Source organism: Ruegeria sp. HKCCA6837, from assembly GCF_013034475.1.
Classification (GTDB): domain Bacteria; phylum Pseudomonadota; class Alphaproteobacteria; order Rhodobacterales; family Rhodobacteraceae; genus Ruegeria.
In genome coordinates, this window is the sequence record NZ_WQGD01000013.1 from 41,888 (window position 1) to 66,402 (window position 24,515).

Here is a 24,515-nt window from a genome sequence, read left to right on the forward strand (position 1 = left end):
TTTGTGAAAAGATGAAGCACATGAGACCTGAAACGGAAGACGAATTGGCGGATCTGGTGGCCGGGCTGACCGAGCCAGTGCGCATAGCCGGGGGCGGAACGCGTGGTGTGACCGGGCCGGAGCCTGAACTGAACGTTTCCGGGCTGAGCGGTATCACCCTTTACGAACCCGGAGCCCTAACACTTGTGGCTAAGTCAGGCACGCCGTTGGCCGAGATTGAAGCCGCGCTGGACGCGGAGGGGCAACAACTGGCGTTCGAGCCGATGGACCATCGTGGATTGCTTGGAACTTCGGGCGAACCGACCATCGGTGGTGTTGTGGCGGCAAACGTATCTGGGCCGAGGCGGATACAGGCCGGGGCGTGCCGGGATTTTCTGTTGGGCGTTCGCTTTGTCGATGGGCGCGGTCAAGTGGTCAAGAATGGCGGACGGGTGATGAAGAACGTCACCGGTTATGATCTGGTGAAGTTGATGGCTGGGTCCTGGGGCACTTTGGGCGTGTTGACCGAGGTTTCGCTGAAAGTGCTACCCAAGCCAGAGGCCGTTGCGACGCTTGTTTGGGAGGATCGCGGATGGGTCGCGACGTCCAAGTTGTTTTGTGACGCGTTGGGATCGCCATACGAAGTCAACGGTGCGGCTCGGTTGCCCGAGGGCGGCGGCAAGCCGTCCCGGACGGTGCTGCGGATTGAAGGGTTTGACCAATCGGTCGAATATCGCGTTTCCAAGTTGCAAGAGCTTTTTGTTGAAACGAAGCCGGATCAGGTTGTCACTGATGCGGCCGAAAACACCGCCATTTGGCGCGAAGTGCGTGATATTGAGCCTTTTGCCGACAGACCGGGCAATGTCTGGAAAACCTCTGTCAAACCGACTGACATGATCCGTGTGGTCGGTGACGCCAACCCGAACACGGTCGTGGATTGGGGTGGGGGTCTGATCTGGACTTTAGCACCGGAAGGCACTGATCTGCGATCTGAACTAAGTGATGTTGAGGGACATTCGACCCTGGTGCGCGCGACCCCGGAAGACATTCAGAATCTGGGTCGGTTTCAGCCGGAAAATGCTGCTGTTTCGGCTCTAACACAGGGGGTACGGGCAAGATTCGACCCGCGATCTGTGTTCAATCCGGGACTCATGGGGTAGAGCGATGCAGACAACATTTACGGAAAAACAGCTGGAAGATCCGGCAATTCAGCGCTCGAACGAGATTCTGCGTAGCTGTGTCCATTGTGGGTTTTGCACTGCGACATGCCCAACCTATCAGGTGTTGGGGGATGAACTCGACAGCCCGCGCGGGCGTATTTACCTGATCAAGGACATGCTGGAAAACGAACGTGTACCGGATGAAAAGACGGTCAAGCATATTGATCGCTGCCTGTCCTGTCTGGCTTGCATGACCACTTGTCCTTCGGGCGTGCATTACATGCACCTGGTCGATCATGCGCGCGAATATATCGAGGCGAATTACAAACGTCCTTTGACGGACCGTATCCTGCGTTCGATTCTTGCCCAAATCCTACCCTACCCGATGCGATTTCGCTGGGCCTTGATCGGAGCAAAGTTGGGCCGTCCGTTTCGGTTTCTGATGCCCGACGCCCGGTTGCGGGCGATGCTGGACATGGCCCCAAAGCACATCCCGCCGGTCAGTCGCAACGACGACCCTCAGAGCTTTGCGCCCAAGGGAGAACGAAGAAAGCGTGTCGCGCTGATGACCGGCTGCGCACAGAAGGCTCTAAATACCGACATTAACGATGCTACGATCCGGTTACTGACGCGTTTGGGGTGCGAGGTTGTGGTGGCCGAAGGCGCCGGATGTTGTGGAGCCTTGACGCACCACATGGGTAAAAGTCGTGAAAGCCACGCGGCTGCCGCAGCCAATATCAAGGCCTGGGCGCGCGAAATGGATGGTGACGGCTTGGACGCCATCGTCATCAATACGTCTGGTTGTGGCACGACGGTGAAAGACTATGGGCACATGTTCCGCAATGACTCTCTGGCCAAGGACGCGGCGCGTGTCGCGGGTATTGCCATGGATATCAGCGAGTTGGTCATGCAACTGGACCTTCCTGAAGGGCGCGACCAAGACCTTACGGTCGCTTATCACGCGGCCTGTTCGTTGCAGCACGGACAAAAGATTAAGACCTATCCCAAGGACTTGCTGAAACGGGCAGGGTTCCAAGTTGTTGAGCCTGCAGATAGCCATCTGTGCTGTGGCAGCGCAGGCACCTACAACCTGATGCAGCCCGAGATTTCGGGCCAATTGAAAAAGCGCAAGGTCAAAACGCTGGAGGCGAAAAAGCCGGACCTGATCGCAGCCGGAAACATCGGATGCATGATGCAGATCGGGTCGGGTACTCAAATGCCGGTCGTGCATACGGTTGAATTGTTGGACTGGGCGACCGGCGGACCAAGGCCGCAGCCGTTGCAACACCCCAAGGACGCTGTACCGATCCTGAAGTAATTCGCTTTGGTGCCGACGCGCATCACTTGCCCGGAATTTCTATAACCCCTGATTGCCCTATTTTCGCCCAACGTAACCCGTAGGACAAAAAGGTCAGAGTGAGTCCCGGAGAACCGCGTGCGCAACTGGATCAAGGCTATTGTGCTCTGTGTCATGCCGATGGCGGCCACAGCGCAGGATACCGGGCTGGAAAGTCTGGACACCTCGGATTCCGGGCGCGATTGGATGGCCGTGGGGCGGCTGGACATAGCAGGCAGAGGGTTTTGCACCGGAACGCTGGTGTCGCCAACACTGGTGCTGACAGCAGCGCATTGCCTGTTTGACAAGGTGTCCGGGCAACGGATCAATCCGTCGGAAATTGAGTTTCTGGCCGGGTGGCGTTTAGGCCGTGCCCTGGCCTATCGGACTGCGCGGCAAGCTGTGGTCCATCCCGACTATCAATTTGGTGCAGAATCCACGGCCGACAGGGTCAGCGCAGACGTGGCTTTGATCGAGCTGTGGCAACCGATCAGAAATACCGCCGTCATTCCTTTTGAGTCAGGGAATCAGCCCCGCAGAGGTGCCGAAGTTGGCGTGGTCTCTTATGCGCATGACCGGTCCGAGGTCCCTTCGCTGCAGCAGGTCTGCTCAGTCATGAACCGGCAGCAGGGTGTCATGATCATGTCCTGTGACGTTGATTTTGGCTCATCAGGTGCGCCGGTCTTTTCCTTTGCAGGCGCGCGCCCTCAGATCGTGTCGGTTGTGGCGGCCAAGGCCAGTCTGGACGGCCAGAACGTAGCAATAGGCACTGCGGTTGAACACTCGCTGCAACTGCTGCGCGACGAGCTTTCTGCAGGGCGAGGGTTTGGGCTGTCAACGCCTGGGCCGGGGGCAGGGAAGAACATCGGCGCAAGGTTTATCAGACCATGATCAGAGTTTTCTTCAGCCTCATTGTCGGACTGAGTGTTTTGGCAACCACGTCCCACGCTCAATCAAACAAGCGTAAGCTGACGGATCGCGACGATCTTTACGGATGGGAGGCGGTTGGGCGTCTGGACATGGGGGACGGATCCTTTTGCACCGGTACGCTGATCGCGCAAGACATGGTGCTGACAGCTGCCCATTGTGCCGTGGACCAAAGTACCGGAACAGCGTTTGCCGGCGAGGACATCACTTTTCGTGCAGGGCTGAGCAACGGGAAAGCCCTGGCAGAACGTCAGGTCACACAGGTTGCGATCCACCCCAACTACGGCTCTAGACCGCCGCTTTCGAGCGAAAGCGTTCGGATTGACGTTGCGCTGTTGCGACTTGATAAGCCCATCCCCTATTCCGTCGCAGATCCCTTTGCGCTGTACAGTGGGCGTGTTCTGGGGGATGAGGTCAGTATCGCTTCGTATGGGCGCGGCCGGTCCGAGGCGATCACACGAGAACGCTCCTGCCGGATCATTGATCGTCGTCAGGGCCTGATCCTGTTCAATTGTGACATCACGTTTGGCTCGTCCGGGTCCGCCATTCTGACGAAGAAGGGATCGCGATGGCAGATTCTGTCGGTGGTTTCGGCGGTTGGTACAAATGGCAGCCGAAAGGTTGGCTTTGGTATGGAGCTTGGTGAAATTGTCGCCGAGCTAAAGGCAATCATGCGACGCGATGCGCCGCAACCCAAAGCGTCAATCCGCAGGCTGCAGGTGGGGTCAGGCAAGTCCGCGTCTGGTGCAAAATTCATCAGCTCTGGCGGGGGTTGAACTCGGTCAAATCGCTACCCATGTGATGAATATCGGATCGCCACAACGGGGTCCGGTATGAACCACTGCCCGTCCAGTCGGAGGGCAAAATTTCGTAAATCGCTCAAGGATGAGGATACGACACATGCGTACATTTGACTTTGCACCGCTGCACCGCGCGACCATTGGCTTTGATCAGATCGCCGATATGATGGATCGCGTTCTGACCAATGATGTGGCTCAGCCGAGCTACCCACCATACAATATCGAAAAAACTGACGCCGACACCTATCGCATTTCGGTCGCTGTTGCCGGTTTTTCGGAAAATGACCTGTCCGTCGAAGTGAAAGAGAATTCGCTGATTGTCGCTGGCAAGAAAGCCGCCGAGGAAAAGGATCGCAGCTATCTGCACCGCGGCATCGCCACCCGCGCGTTCGAGCGTCGTTTTGCGCTGGCTGACCACGTCCGCGTCACGGGCGCAAGCCACGAAAACGGCATGCTGAACATCGACCTGAAGCGTGAAGTACCCGAGGCGCTGAAACCACGCCGTATCGAGATCACTTCGGCCAAGGCCATCGAGAAGGACGTCGTTGACGCCAAAGCTGTCAACTAACGCGCCTTAACGTTCCGCGGCAGTCGCCTCCTCCCTGACTGCCGCAACACCCGCCCCGCGTTCCTCCAGACGCGGGGCGATGTTTTTTCGTCATCGGGACCTTCGGTAGGCGGACAATTCTGCCATTTGGCATATCGGAACGAGTGTCGGCTATTGGTCGTCGGTAAACTTGATACAGAACGCTTACAGTACCTTTTGTGCTTAGACGCAACTTTGGTACTGGGTGGGTCATTGACGTTAGCGTCAATCATGGAGTTTTCTTTATTTTGAAAGCATCTTTCCGGTTTTATAAAGTCGTCGCGCAGTGACTTCGATCAAATCCGTAAGCCTTCCGCGCTTCTCCATTTGCAAAACGCCCGCGTCCAACGATCGAAGCACTGAATCAATGTCAGTCGTTTCAATTTCGTAAACTGTTAAGTACTTTCCCTTGCCCTCACACACTTCGGCACGTTCATAGCGTGAATTCAAATCAGCTTCACAGATGTATCGGGTGGCACGCAGGATTCCTTTGATGGCGAGGACATCCGGCAGGTCGATGTCGTCATACCACTGATTGTACTCATCCTCCCGAGAAGGATCGACGCAATTGGATTCTACGACGAAAATATGCGTGACCATGGTGAAACAGTCTCCGTATTGAGGGGTCCTAATTGAGTGTTAGTGCATGATTGGCCTTGGTTCCATTAGCCCCTGAAGTTTCTGTCATTCCAATTTCTCAAACCGATCGTTCGTGCCTGGCGCAGCATCGGTCAATATAGGCTCAAAGCTGACGCTAGAACCAAAATGACCCCGCACAATTTCGTGCGGGGCCCATTGACTTCTTGCAAATAAATTAATTCCCAGCCGTGACTGACCCGATCGACCAGAACATCGTCTCGCCCGAGGCATCGTCAACGCCGTCATTGTCGGTCATCACAAACGCCTCGCCCGAGGGCAGGATGGCCAGACCTTCGATCTTGTCCAGAACATAACCACCCGTTGAGGTCAGGTCGGGCAACAGGTCACGGACCTCTTGCTTGCTGACCACGGGCAGAGCGCTACCCAGCGGAGACGGTGTCATTTCTGACAGCGGGATGCGGTAGACCTTTTTGGTTACGGCGCGGTGGTCATGTTGGTTGTCGCGCTCGATGACATAGACATGATCACCAAAGGCCACGATTTCCGACAGACCGACCCAGCCCTTTTGCGGGTCTGCCTTGGGGTAATGCACGGCACCCCACTCCTTAGTCCCAAGGTTGTAGGCCACCAGTTTCACGTGGTTTTCCGGATCATCCTTCCATTCGCGCTGAACTGCCATCCACAGGGTATTGCCCACCTTGGTGATGCCTTCGAAACCAAAGCGTTTCTCAACTGCCATCAGTTCCGGCGGCAGGCCGATCTCGCCCTTGCGGTCCTTGATCAGACCATCTGCCGAGACGTGATAGATCGCATGGGGGATGACGCGGTCGGTGCGGCCTTCGGAGACGACGTAGAAACCACCTTGGCCGTCCAGCGTGATGCCCTCCAGATCCAGCTTCTGCGCTGGATTGCCGTCCTGACGGTGGATGCGGATCACGTCCACGATCCGTGCCGGGCTCTGGCTGGGGTCGATCTTGAAGATCGACGGCTGGAAGCCATAAAAGCTGTCATTGACCGCATAGATCATGCCGTCCTCATCCGCGACCAAGCCGGACAGAGCCCCCCATCCGATCAGTTCATCCGCACCTTCCGAGGTTAGATGCGGATAGTTGGCCGGGGCGTCCTGATATTCGAAGATCGAAACATGCGCGCGTGGGCCGCCATCTTCGATCAGGTCTTTCTCGTTGGCCGAGATCAGAAGGTTGCGTTCGGGGATTGCCACATAACCTTCCGGACCTACGCCCGAGGGCAGCAGCTGTTTCAGCACCGGGTTGGCCGGATCGGTGGCGTCATAGACACCCACAACCGAGGCGCGCTCGGCCCCGACAAAGATCATCGGCGTGCCGCCAAAGGTGGCCGCGGTTACACTTTCCGGCTCAACGCCTTTGCTGTCTGAACGCTTGTCAGGGTAGTGGCCGATCTGAATGATGGCCTTCTCGAAATCGGTGCCGTTCTCGTAAACAACCGTGCCGTCTTTGTGGAAGATCGTCCAACCGCGCGAGCCTCCCTTATAGTCGCCTTCATTGGCGGTGGCGAAGTGGTTGTCGTCGATCCATTTAACCGCGTCGGGCTCGCGCAGACGACCGGGCTGGCTTTGAGTAAAGATCAGCGCGCCACGCTCGTCGGTGGCGTCGATGCCTTCCAGATCAACCGCGCCTGCCGAGAAATGGCTGACCACGTTGCCATCCTTGTCGACCACTGCGATGTGGTTGTTTTCCTGCAATGTGACAACGGTTTCACCCAGAGCGTTGATGTCAACGAATTCGGGCTCGGGGTCGGTGGTCGCGACCTCTGCCAAACCGGTTAGCGAGGCCATCGTCATACCCGCGCACTCCAGCGCGCCGTCTTTCAGTGGCACCAGTGCTAGCGATCCGGCGGGCAATTGTGGGATTATGCCATCGTTCAGGTCTTCGTCGCGTTCGTTTTCGATCGCAACGGCAACAAAGCTACCATCCGGTGCGATGGCGACGCTGTCAGGCTGACCGCCCAGATCACAGGCACCGGTTTCGGCCTTGCTTGCGATATCGACTGAGATCAGTTTGCCGGACGGGGCGGTATAGCTTTCCGACGTGTTCACGCCGACAAAAGCCGTCGTGCCAACAATGCCCACGGAGGTCGGTTCGCCGCCCACTTCCATCGCGCCCAGCGGGGCCGGGTTCGCGGGGTTAGTGATGTCGATCATGCCGATCACGCCCAATGGGCTGTCGGTATAAACCAGCGTCATACCATCCGCGGTCGCCGCTATAATCTCGGGCGAGGTTTCTCGGGTGGTGTCGGCCCCTTCGGCTATGTTCTTGACGACTGGAAAAGACGCAATTCGGTTGAAGTTCATCTCTGCCACGGCCTGACCGGCGGTCAGGGCAAGGGCAGATGTGAGGCAGGCAAAACGCAAAGACATCGTTGAGTATCCCCTCTCAGTTGGATGAGAGGGGGATGAACGCAGGTCATTGCAGGGATGTGACGGTTTATTTGCAGTTTTATGACAAACCGAATGGCCCCGGCGCTTTGCACCGGGGCCATGTCAGATTAAACCGACATGCAGACGTATTTCATTTCCAAATAGTCTTCCATACCGTGGTGGCTGCCCTCACGGCCCAGACCGGATTGCTTGACGCCACCGAACGGGCCCAGCTCGGTTGAGATGATGCCCGTGTTCACGCCCACGATGCCATATTCCAGCGCCTCGGCCACTTTGTAGACGCGGCTCAGGTCCTTGGCGTAGAAGTAAGAGGCCAGACCAAAGATCGTGTCATTGGCCATGGCGATGACATCGTCCTCATCTTCAAACTTGAACAAAGGCGCCAACGGGCCAAAGGTTTCGTCCTGCGCGACCAACATATCCTGGGTCACACCGGTCACAATGGTCGGCTGGAAGAACGTGCCACCCAGATCATGCGGCAGGCCACCGGTCAAAACCGCGCCGCCCTTGTCGGTGACGTCCTTGATATGCTCTTCAACTTTGGCGACAGCTTCAGCATTGATCAGCGGGCCGGTTGTGGTTCCGTCGGTCAGACCGTCACCTACCTTGAGCGCCTCGGTGGCGGCTTTCAGCTTGGCTGCGAAGGCGTCGTAAACGCCAGCCTGCACGTAGATACGATTGGCGCAGACGCAGGTCTGACCGTTGTTGCGGAACTTGCACATCATCGCGCCTTCGACCGCTGCATCCAGATCGGCGTCGTCGAACACGATAAACGGAGCATTGCCGCCCAATTCCATCGAGCATTTCATCACCTGATCGGCAGCCTGTTTCAGCAAGATGCGACCGACCTCGGTTGAACCGGTGAAGGTCAGCTTGCGCACGCCGGGGTTTTCGCAGAACTCTTTGCCGATTTCGCTGGCGCGCGACGACGGAACCACGTTGAACACACCAGCCGGAATGCCAGCCTTTTCTGCCAAAACGGCCAGAACCAGAGCGGACAAAGGTGTTTCCTTGGCCGGGCGCGCAACAAACGCACACCCCGCGGCTAGGGCAGGACCGGCTTTGCGGGTGATCATTGCGTTTGGGAAGTTCCATGGTGTGATCGACGCAGCAACACCAATCGGTTGTTTCAGCACCATGATCCGCTTGTCACGCTGATGGCCCGGGATCATCTCACCGTAGACACGCTTGGCTTCTTCGCCGAAGAATTCGATGAAGGACGCGCCATAGCCGATCTCACCAATCGCCTCGGCAAGTGGTTTGCCTTGCTCGGCCGTCAGGATTTTGCCCAGATCCTCAGCGTTTTCCATCATCAGATCGAACCAGCGGCGCAGGATCACCGCACGTTCCTTGCCGGTCAGTTTGGCCCATTCCTTTTGCGCGGCTTCAGCTTGTGCAACCGCCCCGGCAACCTGGGCACGGCTGACATCGGCCACTTCAGCGACTACGTCACCGCGTGCGGGGTTGGTCACGTCAAACGTCCCGTTATCACCGTCCACCCATTGGCCGCCTATATAGGCTTTCGTCGCCAGCAGTTCAGGGTTCTTCAAAATCGACTTCAGGTCTGTAGTTGCGTCCAGCATGGGCCAGCCTCCGGCAGGAATAATGTTTGCGCGCACCCAATCAGCGGGTTCGAAAGTGTCTATGGCCACTTCGCCCCCTAAATCAATCCAGATTTGGCTGAATAGTGTGTGATTTTCGTATACCGATCCACGTTAGGCTGCAGCCAGCCGCCTATCTTTTTTGCCCCGAGTTTGCAAAAGTCTGGTGGAAAAATTAGCGCAAGGGGATGTAAATCGGTGTAACATTCCCTATCTTATTGGTTAAACAGACAAAAAGGGACACCAGAGATGTCGAACCAGCAATTCGAAGCCCTTATAGAAGAAACTCAGGCAAAAGTGCGTGAGTCTCAGTCACAAATCGAAGGGCTGACCTCACGGATTGAGGCTGCGCGGGCCAAGATCGGCACCGCCGAGGCGGATATCGACATTGAGAACGCAACGCTCGAGGATGTTCACGCCCATACCGAGGTGATGAATGCCAATATCGCCGAGCTGATCATGGGGCTGGACGACGTTACAAACGCGTTTTCCAAGGATTTCGACGAAATGCGCTCGAAAACCGGGTGGGAGTCGTTTGTTGGCATCTTCTCGAAAGGTAAGTCCGAGTCGATGCGGCAGGAACGGATGCGCACGGCCAATATCGACGACAAGCTGCAGGACCTGATCGCTAAATCAGATGTGATCGTGCAATTGTTGCAGGGGCAGCTGTCCGTACTGGAAGAGCAGCGCGTCAAAGTTGAGGACAACTTGACCGGCACACTGGATGACCGTGAGGCGACCGTGGCCGAGCTTGAGGCGTTGCGCGCCGAAATCCAAGGCATGGATCCGACCATTATCACGCTGGAAAACAAGATCAGCGTTGAACAGGATGCCGCCGCGCGGACCCAGTTAGAGACTGAACTGGCCGAGCTGAACAAGCAATACAACGCCAAGGTTCAGGAAGAACAGGTCAAGCTGGCCAAATCTCAGACGCTGGAGCGCTATATCGAAAAGGGCAAGACCTGGGTCGATTCATTGCAGAACCAGGCGGCGACACAGATGGTGCTGATCAACAAGCTGCAGACAGACACGCAACAGCGCGTGGTGCTGTATGACGCCCTGACCAAATCGCTGAAAACCGCACAGCAGCAGGACGTGGCCCACCGCATCAACGAGATCGGCGTGCAGACCGATCAAGAGGCACAAACCGCCATGGCCGCCATCGGCACCGCGACCAACCAGAAAATGGCCGACATGCTTGAAGCGCATGAGGACCACATGGTCTTTGCCCGCGACGTGCTGGAGAAAAAGGCCAAGGCGGATGAGCGCTTTGCCCGCCGGTTTGCGTCTATTGTCGAGAAGCATGATAAGAATTTGTATGGGGGTTAACCCCTGATGGCTCGTCCGGGAAGGATTGGCTCGATTGTTAAACTCTTGGCTTCGTTCTTGGGACTTAGCGCCATCGGAGTGGTGCTTTGTGTGGGATCATGCGCTATCGCAATAAGAGCTTTTGGTTCGGACGCGTTGACTACCAAAGTCGTCATAGTCTCGGCCAGCTTAGTTTTCATCGCCTATGGTTTTTGGCTGTTCATTTGGTTCCATAGAAAGGGGATCGAGATCGACCAAAAATACCGACCATGGTTGCACAATATGTCTAATAAAGCGAAATGAGTAACCCTACCCAAGACCATGTCGGCCTGACCGACACCTTTGCCTCGCGTCGGTATTTCCGCAAATTCGAGGTCATCACCGTCCACCTCCTGCGCGTGGCCGCGACGATGGAGGCCGCGGGCGCGATCAGCAAGCAAGAGGTGCGGATCGTGTCGCGCTACCTTTCGGGGCTGCTCTACACCTTTAGGGCGCTTTCCATGAAATATTTGCTGGTCGGGCGCGATACTGGGCGGTTCTTTGGCAGCCTCGCCATGGACAAGCGCGACAGTGGGTTTCCGGTGGCGACCGAATTGCTGACCATGGCCAATGACGCGCAGCAGGCGCAGGTGCATCTGGCGAATATGCCGTCGGAAGATGACCTGAAAACCGACATGGTGCGGACGATCATCGGCGATCAGGAAATCCCCACCAAGCTGCAATTCGCGCTGTCGCAAAGGCTCTATTATGAGGAATTGCAGAAAGGTCAGCTGTTCTGGGCCCGCAACGATCCCGAGTGCCATTGGATCGGGAATGAGGGGGATCGGCGCAAGTTCATGATCCACTGGGCGGTCTATGACAGCCAGATCAACCTGCCGGTCATCTACCTGATGCAGTTGGAGGACAGTGGCAAAACCGCCCTGCCCAAGGACCAGCGCCGCTGGCCCGAGGTGCAGGCGCATCTGATGGCGCAATCCCTGGGCGGATTGAAACTGGTGACGATTGCCAGGGGCTTCGACCAGGATTTTGACGACCTGCATCCCAAACACCTGCGCCGCATTCATGTGGGGCCAATGTATTCCTCGGCCTATACCGAGCAATCGGGTCCTTTGCGGCAGGTGCTGGAGGACGCACAGGCACCCGAAGGTCAAGATTGGGCACTGGCCTGGACCACCGAGGAGCTGGAAAGCGAAGAGGTCATCGAAGAACGCGCCGGATGGTTTTCAACCGTCGAGCGCGAGATTTTCGCGCTGGATCCGTTTGGCGGGCAGGGCGCTGAGACCGGGGCCACGCGGACGCAGCGGTCGATCATCCTGCCCCAACGCCCCTTTCAGGTGCTGGCCGAGCGCAACCCGCCGGGGTTTGCCGATGTGCGCAAATTCGTCGTTAGCAAGGCAGGACAGGTGTTGCGCTATTGAGTTTTTCGCCTTCGGCGACCGTATTTTGGACGAGAAGAAGATGCAGGGTTGAGCAAATGAGTTTGACGTCAGATCAGATGGAATTGCGCGAAGACGATATTCGCAAACATTACCCGGCGGCGACCGCCTTGCTGAATGGGTTCGAACACGCGCCGCGGATTGCGAAACCGGTTGAAGTGGCGGTCGAGCGGTCTCCGGGTGTCACGACCGGGAGGCGGTTTCGATCCACCACACCCGGTTTGGTGACGCGGCGCACTGTACGCGCAGACGGGGTGCATCTGGTTGAACGGATTGAGGCATCCGATGACGGCGATACGCTGGTCTCGCCGCCGCAGGCCACCACGCAACAGGCCATTCGCCGCGCCATCGCAATCGCTTTGGCTGTGGCCGAGGCTTATGCGGACCAGACACCGCTGGCCGATTTGAAGCGTGCGAACCTAGCCGGGGATCTGCCTGCCGCGCGGAAGGCCGAGTTCTCGGGTTTGCTGACCGCGGAGGCGCTTATCTCATCGCATGTGCTTGGAAATGCGCTGGCGTATCTGATGTCCTCACATCTAAGTGAAACCACCGTCGATATCGGCGAGGTCGAAGAGATCCTGACCGACAACGGCCAACTCGCCCTGCATGGCGCGCTGTGGGAGCTGGACCAAATGTTGGCCAAACACGCCCCTGACGACGCCCACCTGATCGCCGCCACAAGTGCCTATGCCGAGCAGTTGATGGAAAAGGCCGCCCTGCGTGCGCAGTCGGCGGACCATCTGGCCCCGTTCCAGAACGCCGCCTGGCATATCGACGCCAATGACCTGACGATCCGAGGGTTCGAGCCGGCCTCAAAGGCCAAATCCTCCACTCTGACCATGACGTTCAAGAAACCGAACGAGGTGGTGGGCAACCATATCGCCAAGTATCAGGCGATGAAGCTGGCCAAGATGCTGATGGCCTATGACTTCGACCGCCGCCTGAACCCGTTTGCGGAACTCGGCGGGTTCATCTTTACCTTCATGGGTGACGGCAAACCGGGCACCGGCAAGACCACCCTGATCCAGATGATGGCCGGGCTGATCAATGACTATTGCCAGAACGCGGGCTATCCGTTCCGCTATCAGAACCTGAGCACCGACAATATCGACAGCTATCAGGGCAAGTCCGGCCAGAACGCCAAAGCCTTTATCAATACGATCATTGATCCCTCGGTCATCGGTTTCGGGACCATCGACGATATAGACCAACTGGCGGGAAAACGCGGCGACCGGCAGTCCAGCGCGGGCCAACTGGAAATCACCGCTGTTCTGATGGAGAGCTTTGCTGGCGCCAACACCGTCGTGCGCGGCAATTGCACCTTTGGCATGTTCTCGAACTACCCTGAGAATGTGGACGACGCCCTGCGCCAGCGGGCGGGCGCGCGGTTTCTGGTGGACGGGCCGCAAACGCGCGAGGATTACATCGACATCCTGCACCTGCTGATGGGTCGCAACCACGACATCCCGCTGGGCGAACACGACGCCTATGCCGCGCAGGAGATCAAAAAGGCCGTCGCCGCCAGTTTCGAAAGCCATTCCCGCCCGCATGAGGATGCTTTATTGCAGGTCTATGACCGGGTGTCCGACGAGATCGGCCAGATGGACACGATCGCCAAGCTGGGCAACTACCTCAAGGCGATCCAGCAGGCGGATGAGCGGTTCACCGGTCGTGCGATCAAGAACATCACCGACGCGGTCAAGGTCCGCGCGATGGATTTCGAACTGCCCGACGAGTGGATGGAGAACCCCGACCTGTTCCTGTTCCGCGACTACGACACCAAGAAAGCGATGATCGAAGACCTGCGCCAGCCGATCACGGTTGAGATGGTGATCCAAGAGATCAACCGCTACGCCGACAGCGAGTTCCGCTATGCCGACAAGAGCGACGAGGTCGCCATCGAGAACGCTGTCCGTGAGATGGGCCGGATGGAAGAGGCCAAGCGGCGGTATTTGGAGGGGAAGGATGGCTAAAAAAATACGAGCAATGAGATGGTTAACCTGAAAAGTCCTGTTTTCTGGGGAATTACCGCTTCTGGAACAATTGCAGCATTCGCTGTTTGGATGGGAGCGCAGGAGATTTGTAACAGCGACGATGTGTGCCTGACAAAATTCGGTGTCTTTCTTGCCTCAAAGCCAAATGAAGTAGGCGATACACTGGCTGGCTTCGCTGGTGCATTGGCGTTTGTATGGATTATTGTAACTGTTTGTTTGCAAACCTTGGAGCTTGCTGAACAGAGAAAGGAACTATCTGCGACCCGAGAGGAGCTCAGGTTGAGTAGAGAAGCTCAACAAAATCAACTTGCAGCTCTACGCGCGCAGGCCGAGATATTCCAAGATGAAAGGCGCATGCGACGAGAAGTCGAAGCGGGAAAGCTCCTTGAGGAGCGATTAAAAGGTATCGCTGAAAGAGTGGTTCGCGAACCTAAGATCACTATAACGACTGAAGTAATTCGGGAAGGTTTGAAGCCCCAACAGTCAAGCTTCCAAATTGGTAGAAGATTCAATGAAGATCTTGGGACATACAGTGTGCTTCGCCAACTCGGCGCAGAATTGGAACGCGCTGAGACCGCTGTGAAAGAAAACAAAAAAGATGGCACCAAATACACGAACCATAAGTTTGATGACTCTCGTATCGGGGAAATTGAAGGGTTGCTTGAACGCGTCATTGCTGATTTTGGTAACCTCTCTGATGCAGACAAACAAAAAGTTGTTAACTTGCGAGTCCGGAAGATATACCTGTGTTTGCTTGAGCTTACAGGGTTAAGTGAGGTCGAGGAATGATCCGCCTCATCGAAAAAGGCCTGATGTTCGGCAATCTCGTCCACATCTCCAGCCCGGCCTTAGTCGAGCGGTATAACCGCGCGCTGCAGCATCTGGCGGGCAAGACCACGGCGCTGACGGATTTCCATGTCGATATCTCGGGTTATTCGCCGGAGGTGGGGATTGAGCTGGAGGACACGCTCTACCTCAATCCCAACGGGGTCAACCGGCAGTTCATCCTGCTGACGACCGAACAGAAACGCGCGCCGCTGTTGAATGTCAAATTCTCGACCTCGCGTGATATCCTGCGTGAATTCATCGAGATGAACGAGGCGCAGTTGTTCGCCCTGACCGCCACCGATGCAGTGGCCGGAGAGTTGGTGAACTCGGTTTTCAAACTGTCCACGCCGCGCGACCTGCTGAACCTGCGCAAGATCGAGATTGAGGCCGACACCGCAGGCGGCACCTTGCGCAAGGCACAGCAACTGGCGGGGATGGTCGAACGGTTCAAGACCGAAGAGGATGCGTGGTTCGACGACGTATTGATCGCCAAGATGATCGAAACGGCCAAGGAAACCGGCGACGTCACCCGCAATCCGGTCCGTCTGCGCCACACGGATTTTGAGCAGCGCAATTTCTGGACCGCGCATTTTGGCGGGCTGTATCTGTTTCCGGATGTGGATCACCCGGCGGCCATCTGTATGGGCGAAAAGCCGGATGATCTGCCGATCAAGTACACCTTCGACCCGTCACAGCGGAACCAGATTGCCAAGTTTCTGGACTACAACGATCTGGTCGAACCGATTGTCAAAGCGCGCGGCGTGGATGCCGCCGCGATCCTGCAACAAAAGATGGATTTCCTGACCGTCGATGCGGCTGCGGATGCAGATGTCGACCTGACCGGGCTGGATCGCAGCGACATGCGTCGGCTGGCGCGCAACCACTCGGATCGCCTGCCCGAGGCTTATCACGGGCTCGCTCAATTGCTGCGCTGGGCGAGCGATGGGGGGCCATGGCCGCGTATCACCTCGGACCATCCGGCCTATTTCTATACTTTGCGCGCGGCGGATACACCGAACCGCGATCTGGTGAACATGCTGCTGTCTGAGTTGGCCCCGCTGGACCCGCGCCAGATGTTCATCTGCCATAAAGAGCTGTTCTACCGCACATATTCAGGTTGGCCCGAGAGCAAGAAAGCCTATGTTGCCGACTTCCTTGCGCGTGAGTATCAGGTGGACAAGCAAGGGGCCCGCGCCGCGTTGTTTGGGCATGAGCCGGATATGAGCGGCAATGACCGGGTCAGCGATGACATAATCGCCCGAGTCGGTCCCTGGGGTTCGGTGAGGAAAGGCTGATATGATCGGATTGTTGCGCCTATTGCTGATCTTACTGGTGGTCCAGACGATTGCCTATGTTGCGCTGTCTTTCTATTCGCGTGGTATCCGGCGGCGCAAGCTTGAGGACTGGTGGGACGAAAAAGGCAAAACGGGTAACAAAGAAGCCTTTGTCGAACGCGGATTGCATGTGTATGACAACTCGTTCCGGCGTAAACTGATCCTGGGTGTCTATATTGTGCCGTGGGTGGCGATTGGCGCGCTGATCTACATTGTGAATTACATGTGAGGATTTAGGCATGTCCTATGTGAAATGGGCGTTCATTATTATCATCTGGGGCACGATTGCGGCGGTCTTGCAATACTCACTGCCGCAGCATGACATTGTGCGCATCGTCAACACCTATGAAGAAAGGCAGGATCTGAACGACTGGACCCGGATTTTCTGGTCTGAACCCCAGGACCAGTCCGCAAGCCTTGCCAATCGGGACGTGCAGTTCATTCAGGCCGTTCGCGAAAGCGGTAAACCCATCGTCTATCGAAACGAGGATACTGGATGGGGTTGGCCCCCCTATTTCAAGTTCGATACCGCAAACCTGTATACCGAAGCCAATGATGCGAAATCGACCAAAGAGAATCCGAAATGGGTGGTTGTTACTCACTACGGCTGGCGCAACGAGTTTCTGTCGATTTTTCCAAACGCCATCTTCATCAACCATGTGGATGGGCCGGATGCGCGGATTATCCCCTGGTTCAACATCATATTCCTGACGATTTTCGCCGCAGTGGTCTGGGCGATATGGGTGCGCTGGCGCAGGTTCCGGGAGGCCCGGATCGACCCGATGATCGAAAACGTGGAAGACGGGCTGTATGCGGCGGGTGACGCAATTGAAGAACGGCGCACCAGGTTTCGACGCTGGCTGGACAGCTGGAAGTCAAAGTAAAGCGCAGAGGGGCGTGCAATCAGCACGCCCTTCCGCCGTCACCTGACTATGAACTCTGCGTGCAGCGCGCCCGCTGCTTTTATGGTTTTCAAAATGTCGATCATGTCCTGAGGCGACACGCCCAGCGCGTTCAATCCAGCAACCACTTCGGACAGAGTTGTCGCCTCGGGGATTTCGGCAAGACCGGTGCCTTCTTCCTCTTCGATGCCAGCGATGGTGCGGGGCACGACCACTGTTTCACCTCTGGCAAACGGGTTGGGTTGCACTGCAATCGGGGCCTCTTGCACTGTTAACGTCAGATTACCCTGAGAGACAGCAACGCGCGAAATGCGGACCTCTTGACCCATAACGATGGTACCCGACCGCTGATCGACGACCACGCGCGCTTTTGTTTCCGGTTCAACCAGTATGTTTTCGATTCGCCCGATGGCATGGGCCGTTGATACCGCTTGCGTCGCGGCAATGTTAAGTTCAACCGTGCCGGAATCCCGCATGATGGCCACGGCCCTGTTGAACTCGGTATTGATCGCGGATTCGATCCGTGCGGCTGTGGTGAAATCGGGTTCTCTCAACGCAAGACGCATTTGGGTCAGGGTCGACAGGTCAAAGTCAATTTCACGCTCAACCCGTGCGCCAGACGGTATGACACCCGACGTTGGTACCCCGCGCACCACCGAAGCGGCCTCACCTTCGGCAGAAACGCCGCCCGCCAAAATTGTGCCTTGAGCGACAGCATAAATTTGACCGTCGGCTGCGTTCAAAGGTGTCATGATCAGCGTTCCGCCCAACAGGCTGCTGGAATCGCCGATGGCCGAAACAGTCACATCGATCTGACCGCCCACCCTGGAGAAGGGTGGGAGGCTGGCTGTGACCAAAACCGCTGCCACGTTTTTTGGTCGAAAATCTTCGCCGTTCACGTTGACGCCCAGACGTTCGAGGATGTTGGACATGATTTCTTCGGTGAAGGGGGCATTGCGCAATCCATCACCGGTTCCATTCAAACCTACGACTAGGCCGTAGCCAACCAGATCGTTGCCGCGCACGCCGTCAAAATCGACCAGGTCCTTAAGACGGATTGCCCCCGCCCAAGCCAGGCTGGGAAGGAAGACCAAGATAAGTATCAGCGCCCTCATCTCAGAAAATTCACCAGCGATAGGTTCGCGTTGCGAACAGTTACGGAATACAAGCTTTCCAATTGGAACTGCACAGTTTGCAGTTTTGCCGCCGTTTCATAAGGGTCCGCCGCGATCAGTTCGTTTCGGCTGTATTCAAGGCTGGTGCGAGCAGCCGAATTGCGTGTCGCTGCCTCTTCTATACGGGCCTCCGCCGTGCCGACTTCGGCCCGGAGTTGCACGGTATCATCCTGCGCGTTGGCCAGATCAACACCCAACTGCGTGAACAGCATCGTGCGTTGATCTGGGGAAAGCGCCAATGCGCTGTCTGTGGCCAATGCGGCCACTGCAACGTCCCTGAGGGCGGCTTTGAAAGCCGGGTCCGTTGCAGTGATCGGCAGAGTGACGCTTTCATTTTCTGATACCTGCATCGGGGAAAGCGTGTTGTTCGATCCTTGGTAAATTACGGCGTCAAACCCGGCCGGGTCATTGAACCATGTGTCTGCTGCCAGACGGATATCTGACTCAGTCGCAAGCCCGGTCAACTGCGGCCTCAGCGCCGCCAAAAGATCGTCTGATGATTGCAAAGGCGATACGTCGGTGGCCGTGCCGGAAAACAGGCTACGTCCACCGACGCGCGTGTTCAGCGCCGAGATCATCGTGTCCAGTTCGTTTTTCGCCTGCACCGATGCTTGTTCATGGTTCGCAGGCTGATTTGCGGTTCCATAAGCCAACAAGGATGCGGTCATTTCTCCGACAGAATCGCTGAAGGTTGTCAGGCTTAACTGCATGGCATCGGCGAACAGAGCCGCCTCAGACGTTGCTATGCCAAAGGCGTCGAGCATGGCGAGGCTGCGATCCAAGTCGAGAAGCTGCGAATAATCGCCCCCCAACCGGCCCGAGATATCCTGTACCTGCCCAGTGGACATCTCAAACGAAAGCGTTTCGATCTGTGTTTTTATTTCTGTGGCACGCGTGCGCAAGGTCATACCGCGCGCCAGATCGCCGATAGATGTCAAAGTCATCGTTACAACCTCAGCAGAGTTTCAAGCAATTCATCCACGACCGAGATAACCCGTGCATTTGCGGCATATGTCTGTTCAACCTGCATGAGACGTTGCAGTTCCTGATCTGTATCCACACCCTGCTCGGCCTCGATCTGGGCCATTTGTTGTTGGGCGCTATTGGCGAAGGCCTGGCGTTGATCTGCTGCATGCGCATTTGCACCCGCTTTAGAGAGCAAAGCCTCGGTCAACTCGGCGGCAAGCATGTTTCCTGTACCGAACACTCCGACAGGTATCGGACGCGCGTCACTCAGGATGTTTCCGAAGGCACGTAGTTGAGCGGCTTGTCCGGGATCACCTGCTGTCACAGCGCCCAGACCCGAACGCAGCTTCCAGCTGTCTCCGCCAACGTCAGGATCCACTGTTGAATTGATTGCAATCCGAGAGGCGAGCCCGACAAAAGCGGTAGGATCAAACCGGTTGCCATTGTCGGTAAACAGGCCCGGATCGCTAACCAGGGCGGTGAGGTCTAGCCCCGACGTTTCGAACCGTTCGATCAGGTCGCGGGCAACAGTGTCCAGTTGCATCTGTGCCTCAACAGCCATTTCATCGCGGATAGTGAACTGGGCCATCAGCGCTCCGCCACGAATCTGTGCGGTGTCACCGCTTGTGCGCACCGGGTTTCCGTTCATCTCCAGCCCGGACAGAAGACCGTTTGCCACCGTCATATGCGGCATGGTCTCACCCGTTGTGGAAAAGGTGAACTCTGACGCATTACCCTCTAACAGGATCAACCCACCATCGGAATACAGCGACACCTGATCATTGGTGCGCGGCACGACGTTGACCGGAATCATCGTGTTGACCTGATCGATCAGGATATGCCGTTGATCCAGCAGGGCACCAATGTCACCGCCCGAGTTTTTAATGGCCGGAATCTTGGCGTTTAGGTCTTCGATATCCTGCAAAGTCCGGTTTAGGTTTTCAACTTGAGCGCCGATCTTTCGATCTGCATCCGAGCGCGCCTGCCGCACGCCCTCAGATGTCGCATTCAGCGCCTTGGCCAGATCACCAGCCGAACGCGCGACCTGATCCAGCCGTTCGATCGAATCCGGCAGGCAGGCTGCAGTTATGAAGCTGTTTTCCAAGTCCGACAGGCGCGTGGACAACGAGGACCCGTTTGTTGGAGATCCGACCAGTTGTTCGAAACGCGTATGAAAATCCGAAACTGCGGATTGTAACGCAAGTTCGGCGTCCGTTGACCGTCTGTTGGCGGTTAAAACAGGGTCCTGGTGCCGAACCACTCCAACCGTGCGGACGCCGTTGCCGGAAATCTGGCTGGTTGTCAGTTCAAGGGATCGGCGCGCGTAGCCCGGCGTCAGGGCATTTGCGATGTTCCCGGACACCACAGAGGCCCCTAGGCTGGCCGCTGTCAGCCCACCCAATGCATTGTTGAGTGCCGTCGACATGTTCATGAGGCCGCTCCTTTCCTTTGATCAGACACTGGTTCAGCGTTTCAGATTCGTCGTTTCCTGCAGCATCTCGTCCACCGTCTGGATCACCGTGGCGCTTGATGAATAAGCGCGCTGTGTCTGGATCAGAGAGGTGAGTTCGGTTGCGACGTCCGTAGTTGATTCTTCGCGGGCGAAGGAAACAAGATCTCCGGTCGGGCCGTCGCCTGCGTTCCACAGAAAGAATGTGCCGCTTTCACGTGACGGGGCGTAGGTCTGACTGTCCAACGCCGTCAGGCCATTGGGATTGGGCACGTCCGCGAGTGGAATCTGAAACATCCGGCGGCTGACGCCAGTGTCGTAGAACGCATAGACATAGCCATTTTCATCCACTTGAACGCTAGTCATTGTACCAACGGCGGAACCATCTCGTGTGATCGAAACCGGTGCAAACGTGTCAGAGAGCTGGGTTATTCCATCGGCATCGCCGATCATGCCGATATTTATCTCCATTGGACGGCCAGCAACATTGACCATGACGCTGCCGGTCGTTGGGTCGTATGCGCCACCTGATACTGCCGCGACACTGGCCAGAGTGCCGCCTGCGGTTCGGTTGTCGGTGAAAGTTAGTGTGTATTCCCCGATGATTGCGCCGCCAGAGGCGAAATCGCGCAGAACCATAGTCCATTCATTGCTGCTGCCGGTCGCCGGAACGGTTGGGATCAGCTGGGTATCAACGCTTTCGGATTTGCCAAGGTTGTCAAAATACTCGACCGACAAAGGTTGAACGTCGCCCGGAGCGCCTGCATCGGTCGCCGTGGCGGGCAAGTTCATGCGCAGGTTCATTTCTGTTGTTGGGGCGCCTGAGAGCTGATTGACGCTCAGTTGAATGGGTTCAAGTGCGGCGGGTGTGTCGCGGGGTACAGACGGAATGGTCCCATCCGGACCAGCGCGCCATCCCAGAAGAACAAGGCCGGATTCGGTTACCAGATACCCTTCTTCGTTGGTGCGGAACGATCCGGTGGTGGTCAAAAGCATCTCGTTCGAGTTGTTGCCGATTTGCGAACTAGGGCGCACTGGCAACATCCCGCGCCCGCGTACCGCGAGGTCGGCGGAGTTGCTGGTTGTTACCAAAGGCCCGCGCTGATCGATCATGCGCTGGCTTGTCGTGCGCACACCACCGGCCGAGTAGCTGCCACCCCGACCCGACGTGACCATAGAATGAAAATCCGTCTCGACTCGCTTGTACCCATAGGTCGAGGAATTCGCGATGTTGTCGGAAATCGTCGCCAGCCTGTTGGCGTTGGCTTTCAGCGCTGCCACGCCGGCATTGAGCGAAGAGGAAATGGTCATGGGCGCGCCCTTCTGTTGCGTCAGTCGTTGATGCAACAGGTAACGCGCTGCCCCTTAACAGCGCGCTAACATGTAAAATGCGTTCTATCCTTTAGGGGTGACGCAGGAAGATCACTTCGACCCTGTTGTTCCGCGGTGCCATTGGGTTTTTAGCAAATAACTCACGGTCTGCATGGCCGGTGACGCGATCCATCCGCCGTGCCGTCACGCCCTTGTCCCGCAGCAACTGGCGCAGTTTTTGCGCTCGTGCAGTGGACAGATCCCAGGCGGTGTTGCGGGCCTGTACAACAGGCGAGGCGCTGACATGGCCTTCAACGGCGATCGAATTTGTCACTAAATCCGAGGATCGGGCGATGATCAGGGCCAGCGCGCGCAGGAAGCGGGTTGGCGTGTCGGATCCCGATTCGAACAATGCCTGATCCTCGGTGTCAAAGAGTTCGACGACAAGTCCTTCGTCAGTGACGCGTGTGACAATGTGCTTGAGCAGCTTGTCCGACACATCGCTTTCGCCTGTGCGGCCAAGCAGTTGGGCTTCAAGCGTTGAGAAATCTTCCTTGTTCCCTTTGCCGCCACCCTGTGCATCCACGCCGACGGACCCACGGGCCAGGCGCGACTCGGTTGCGTACTTGGTTGTAGCCCCTTGGCCGTCCCGCAGCAGCGTATCTTCTGACAGCATGCTGTCGCCATCAAAAGCGCCGTCACCGCCCCCGGATTCCGGACTTAGCGGGATTGTAGGCGCGAAGTAATCCGCCAACCCCTTGCGTTGTTGTTCCGTTGTTGCGTTCAGCAGCCACATCAACATGAAGAAGGCCATCATGGCCGTAACAAAGTCGGCATACGCGACTTTCCACGCGCCGCCATGATGGCCATCGCCACATGACACACGCTTCTTCTTGATGATGATTGGCGCCGCGTTTGTTTGCGCACCCATCTCCACCACCTTTTTATCACCCAACTCTGTGACTAACAGCGGAGGACTTAAGGTGGCCTTAACACTTAAAACTGTTCAGAATTCGCTTAACGCGGTACCCCGACCGATGCGCGGCGCAGAAACAGGGACAGTCGACTAAAGCTGTTTTCGATCCCTTCGGAATCCGGTTTCCCGAAAAACGAATCCAATTCGTCGTGAACGCGCACGGCTTGATCCAAAAGCGGGTCCGACCCTTCGGCATATAGCCCGGCCTTTATCATCACTTCAGACTGTTCGTAGCTTCCGACAAGCCTGCGTGTTTCCGAAATCATATGATTTTCCGCCTCGGACGCCGCCCCCGGCAAACTGCGGGACACGGACCTGCTGAGATCGATGGCGGGGAAACGCCCACGTTCGGCGATGTCACGGCTAAGCACGATATGCCCGTCCAGCACGCCGCGCAGAATGTCTGCGACAGGTTCATCCATGTCCGATCCGGCCACCAGCACGCTGAACACGGCGGTGATATACCCCTGATCCTGCGCTCCCGGTCCCGCGCGTTCGCACAGATTGGTGATCAACGGTGTGACCGAAGGCGGATAGCCGCGCAGGGTCGGCGATTCCCCCATGGCGACGGCAATTTCCCGGTGTGCTTCAGCAAAACGGGTCACTGAATCGGCCAGAAACAGGACGTTCAGGCCCTGATCGCGCAGGAATTCTGCTGTCGACATCGCTGACCAAGCGCAGCGCCTGCGGGCCAAGGCCGACTGGTCCGAAGTCGCTGCCACCATGATGGTCCGCTGCATGGCCTCCGGACCGATGGCATGGGCAACAAATTCATTTACTTCGCGCCCCCGTTCACCAACCAGTGCAACTACGACCGCATCCGCCTGCATGGAGCGTGCCAGAGTTGACAGGAGCGTCGATTTCCCAACGCCCGACCCGGCAAACAACCCGACCCTCTGACCGCGTACGATCGGTAGCATCGTGTTGAGAACGGACAGCCCCGTGGCCATCCGCTCTCCCAACGGTTTGCGTGTTACGGCTGGCGGCGGGGCCTGCATGATATCGCGGTCCTGCGCCCCGTTCAGCAGAGGTTTCCCGTCAAGCGGTTTGCCAAATGGATCGATAACACGCCCCAACCAGTGCAGGCCCCGGTGCGAAACCCGGAGAGGGGTCAAGATACACGCGGTCCCCCAGACTGACACCATCTGGTGCAGCGCCCGGTATCATATGAACATGACCCGCATCCACATACAGCACTTCACCAGAAACATCAGGCCCCGAGCGCCGTTGCAATGTCAGCAGGTCGCCGATGCGGGCGTGATTGTTCAGGCCGCTGATCTCGATCAGCCCCTGCGCAACACCTCTGACCAGACCCACATGCCGGACTGCGGTGATCCTGTCGAATTCGTGTTTCAGAAGCATCGGGTCGAGATCTGACATCGTGGGTTCTCCAACTGAGTTCTGAAAACGGTTTCTAAAGGAATCGG

General features: G+C 57.0%; 20 protein-coding genes and 1 pseudogene. 12 read left to right on the forward strand and 9 right to left on the reverse strand.

Features of this window, described 5'->3' with window-relative positions; genetic code table 11:
• Nucleotides 1-20 precede the first annotated feature (20 nt).
• The 5 genes from GOV91_RS16695 (at nucleotide 21) to GOV91_RS16715 (ending at nucleotide 4,770) form a co-directional block, all read left to right on the forward strand.
• Nucleotides 21-1,139, forward strand: coding sequence for an FAD-binding protein (locus GOV91_RS16695; RefSeq protein WP_171236346.1), 1,119 nt, complete (start codon nucleotides 21-23; stop codon nucleotides 1,137-1,139).
• A 4-nt stretch (nucleotides 1,140-1,143) separates the two neighbouring features.
• Nucleotides 1,144-2,457, forward strand: coding sequence for a glycolate oxidase subunit GlcF (glcF, locus tag GOV91_RS16700; protein ID WP_171236347.1), 1,314 nt, complete (start codon nucleotides 1,144-1,146; stop codon nucleotides 2,455-2,457).
• A 117-nt stretch (nucleotides 2,458-2,574) separates the two neighbouring features.
• Nucleotides 2,575-3,366: a trypsin-like peptidase domain-containing protein gene (locus GOV91_RS16705; RefSeq protein WP_348540128.1), complete on the forward strand. Its 792-nt coding sequence runs from the start codon at nucleotides 2,575-2,577 to the stop codon at nucleotides 3,364-3,366.
• The gene (locus GOV91_RS16710; RefSeq protein WP_171181067.1) at nucleotides 3,363-4,178 is read left to right on the forward strand and encodes a serine protease; all 816 of its coding nucleotides are present in this window, start codon (nucleotides 3,363-3,365) and stop codon (nucleotides 4,176-4,178) included. Before GOV91_RS16705 ends, GOV91_RS16710 begins: the two co-directional genes overlap by 4 nt.
• 124 nt (nucleotides 4,179-4,302) lie before the next feature.
• The gene (locus GOV91_RS16715; protein WP_171236348.1) at nucleotides 4,303-4,770 is read left to right on the forward strand and encodes an Hsp20 family protein; all 468 of its coding nucleotides are present in this window, start codon (nucleotides 4,303-4,305) and stop codon (nucleotides 4,768-4,770) included.
• A 261-nt stretch (nucleotides 4,771-5,031) separates the two neighbouring features.
• Here GOV91_RS16715 and GOV91_RS16720 read toward each other — a convergent pair whose 3' ends face one another.
• From GOV91_RS16720 to GOV91_RS16730, 3 genes are all read right to left on the reverse strand, one after another.
• Complete coding sequence (locus GOV91_RS16720) at nucleotides 5,032-5,388, reverse strand: hypothetical protein (RefSeq protein WP_171181072.1); 357 nt, start codon at nucleotides 5,386-5,388, stop codon at nucleotides 5,032-5,034.
• 214 nt (nucleotides 5,389-5,602) lie between these two features.
• Nucleotides 5,603-7,786, reverse strand: coding sequence for an esterase-like activity of phytase family protein (locus GOV91_RS16725; protein WP_171236349.1), 2,184 nt, complete (start codon nucleotides 7,784-7,786; stop codon nucleotides 5,603-5,605).
• Nucleotides 7,787-7,914: 128 nt separating this feature from the next.
• Nucleotides 7,915-9,390 (reverse strand): NAD-dependent succinate-semialdehyde dehydrogenase, encoded by a 1,476-nt coding sequence (locus GOV91_RS16730; RefSeq protein WP_171181076.1) that lies wholly within the window; start codon nucleotides 9,388-9,390, stop codon nucleotides 7,915-7,917.
• A gap of 267 nt (nucleotides 9,391-9,657) precedes the next feature.
• Between GOV91_RS16730 and GOV91_RS16735 the strand changes: the two genes are divergently transcribed.
• The 7 genes from GOV91_RS16735 (at nucleotide 9,658) to GOV91_RS16765 (ending at nucleotide 17,192) form a co-directional block, all read left to right on the forward strand.
• On the forward strand, nucleotides 9,658-10,737 hold the full coding sequence (locus tag GOV91_RS16735) for a hypothetical protein (protein WP_171236350.1): 1,080 nt from the start codon (nucleotides 9,658-9,660) through the stop codon (nucleotides 10,735-10,737).
• Nucleotides 10,738-11,015: 278 nt separating this feature from the next.
• A complete protein-coding gene (locus tag GOV91_RS16740) occupies nucleotides 11,016-12,134 on the forward strand; it encodes a hypothetical protein (RefSeq protein ID WP_171236351.1) in 1,119 nt (372 codons plus the stop codon).
• A 56-nt stretch (nucleotides 12,135-12,190) separates the two neighbouring features.
• Nucleotides 12,191-14,125 (forward strand): ATP-binding protein, encoded by a 1,935-nt coding sequence (locus GOV91_RS16745; protein ID WP_171236352.1) that lies wholly within the window; start codon nucleotides 12,191-12,193, stop codon nucleotides 14,123-14,125.
• Nucleotides 14,126-14,143: 18 nt separating this feature from the next.
• Nucleotides 14,144-14,935 carry a hypothetical protein gene (locus GOV91_RS16750; protein WP_171236353.1) on the forward strand — a complete coding sequence of 264 codons (792 nt, stop codon included), beginning with the start codon at nucleotides 14,144-14,146 and terminating at the stop codon, nucleotides 14,933-14,935.
• A complete protein-coding gene (locus GOV91_RS16755) occupies nucleotides 14,932-16,269 on the forward strand; it encodes a DUF6638 family protein (protein WP_171181085.1) in 1,338 nt (445 codons plus the stop codon). Before GOV91_RS16750 ends, GOV91_RS16755 begins: the two co-directional genes overlap by 4 nt.
• 1 nt (nucleotide 16,270) lies before the next feature.
• A complete protein-coding gene (locus GOV91_RS16760) occupies nucleotides 16,271-16,537 on the forward strand; it encodes a hypothetical protein (protein ID WP_171236354.1) in 267 nt (88 codons plus the stop codon).
• A 10-nt stretch (nucleotides 16,538-16,547) separates the two neighbouring features.
• A complete protein-coding gene (locus tag GOV91_RS16765) occupies nucleotides 16,548-17,192 on the forward strand; it encodes a DUF1523 family protein (RefSeq protein ID WP_171236355.1) in 645 nt (214 codons plus the stop codon).
• Nucleotides 17,193-17,230: 38 nt separating this feature from the next.
• On the opposite strand, the gene GOV91_RS16770 is transcribed toward GOV91_RS16765, so the two are convergent.
• From GOV91_RS16770 to GOV91_RS16795, 6 genes and pseudogenes are all read right to left on the reverse strand, one after another.
• On the reverse strand, nucleotides 17,231-18,325 hold the full coding sequence (locus GOV91_RS16770) for a flagellar basal body P-ring protein FlgI (protein WP_171181091.1): 1,095 nt from the start codon (nucleotides 18,323-18,325) through the stop codon (nucleotides 17,231-17,233).
• Nucleotides 18,322-19,329 (reverse strand): flagellin, encoded by a 1,008-nt coding sequence (locus tag GOV91_RS16775; RefSeq protein ID WP_171236356.1) that lies wholly within the window; start codon nucleotides 19,327-19,329, stop codon nucleotides 18,322-18,324. The genes GOV91_RS16770 and GOV91_RS16775 overlap by 4 nt, the downstream gene beginning before the upstream one ends.
• Before the next feature lie 2 nt (nucleotides 19,330-19,331).
• Complete coding sequence (flgK, locus tag GOV91_RS16780) at nucleotides 19,332-20,783, reverse strand: flagellar hook-associated protein FlgK (RefSeq protein WP_171236357.1); 1,452 nt, start codon at nucleotides 20,781-20,783, stop codon at nucleotides 19,332-19,334.
• Nucleotides 20,784-20,816: 33 nt separating this feature from the next.
• Nucleotides 20,817-22,112, reverse strand: coding sequence for a flagellar hook protein FlgE (locus GOV91_RS16785; RefSeq protein WP_171236358.1), 1,296 nt, complete (start codon nucleotides 22,110-22,112; stop codon nucleotides 20,817-20,819).
• Nucleotides 22,113-22,203: 91 nt separating this feature from the next.
• The gene (locus GOV91_RS16790) at nucleotides 22,204-23,043 is read right to left on the reverse strand and encodes a flagellar motor protein MotB (protein ID WP_171236359.1); all 840 of its coding nucleotides are present in this window, start codon (nucleotides 23,041-23,043) and stop codon (nucleotides 22,204-22,206) included.
• An 86-nt stretch (nucleotides 23,044-23,129) separates the two neighbouring features.
• Nucleotides 23,130-24,450 (reverse strand): annotated as a pseudogene (locus GOV91_RS16795) (FliI/YscN family ATPase).
• Nucleotides 24,451-24,515 lie beyond the last annotated feature (65 nt).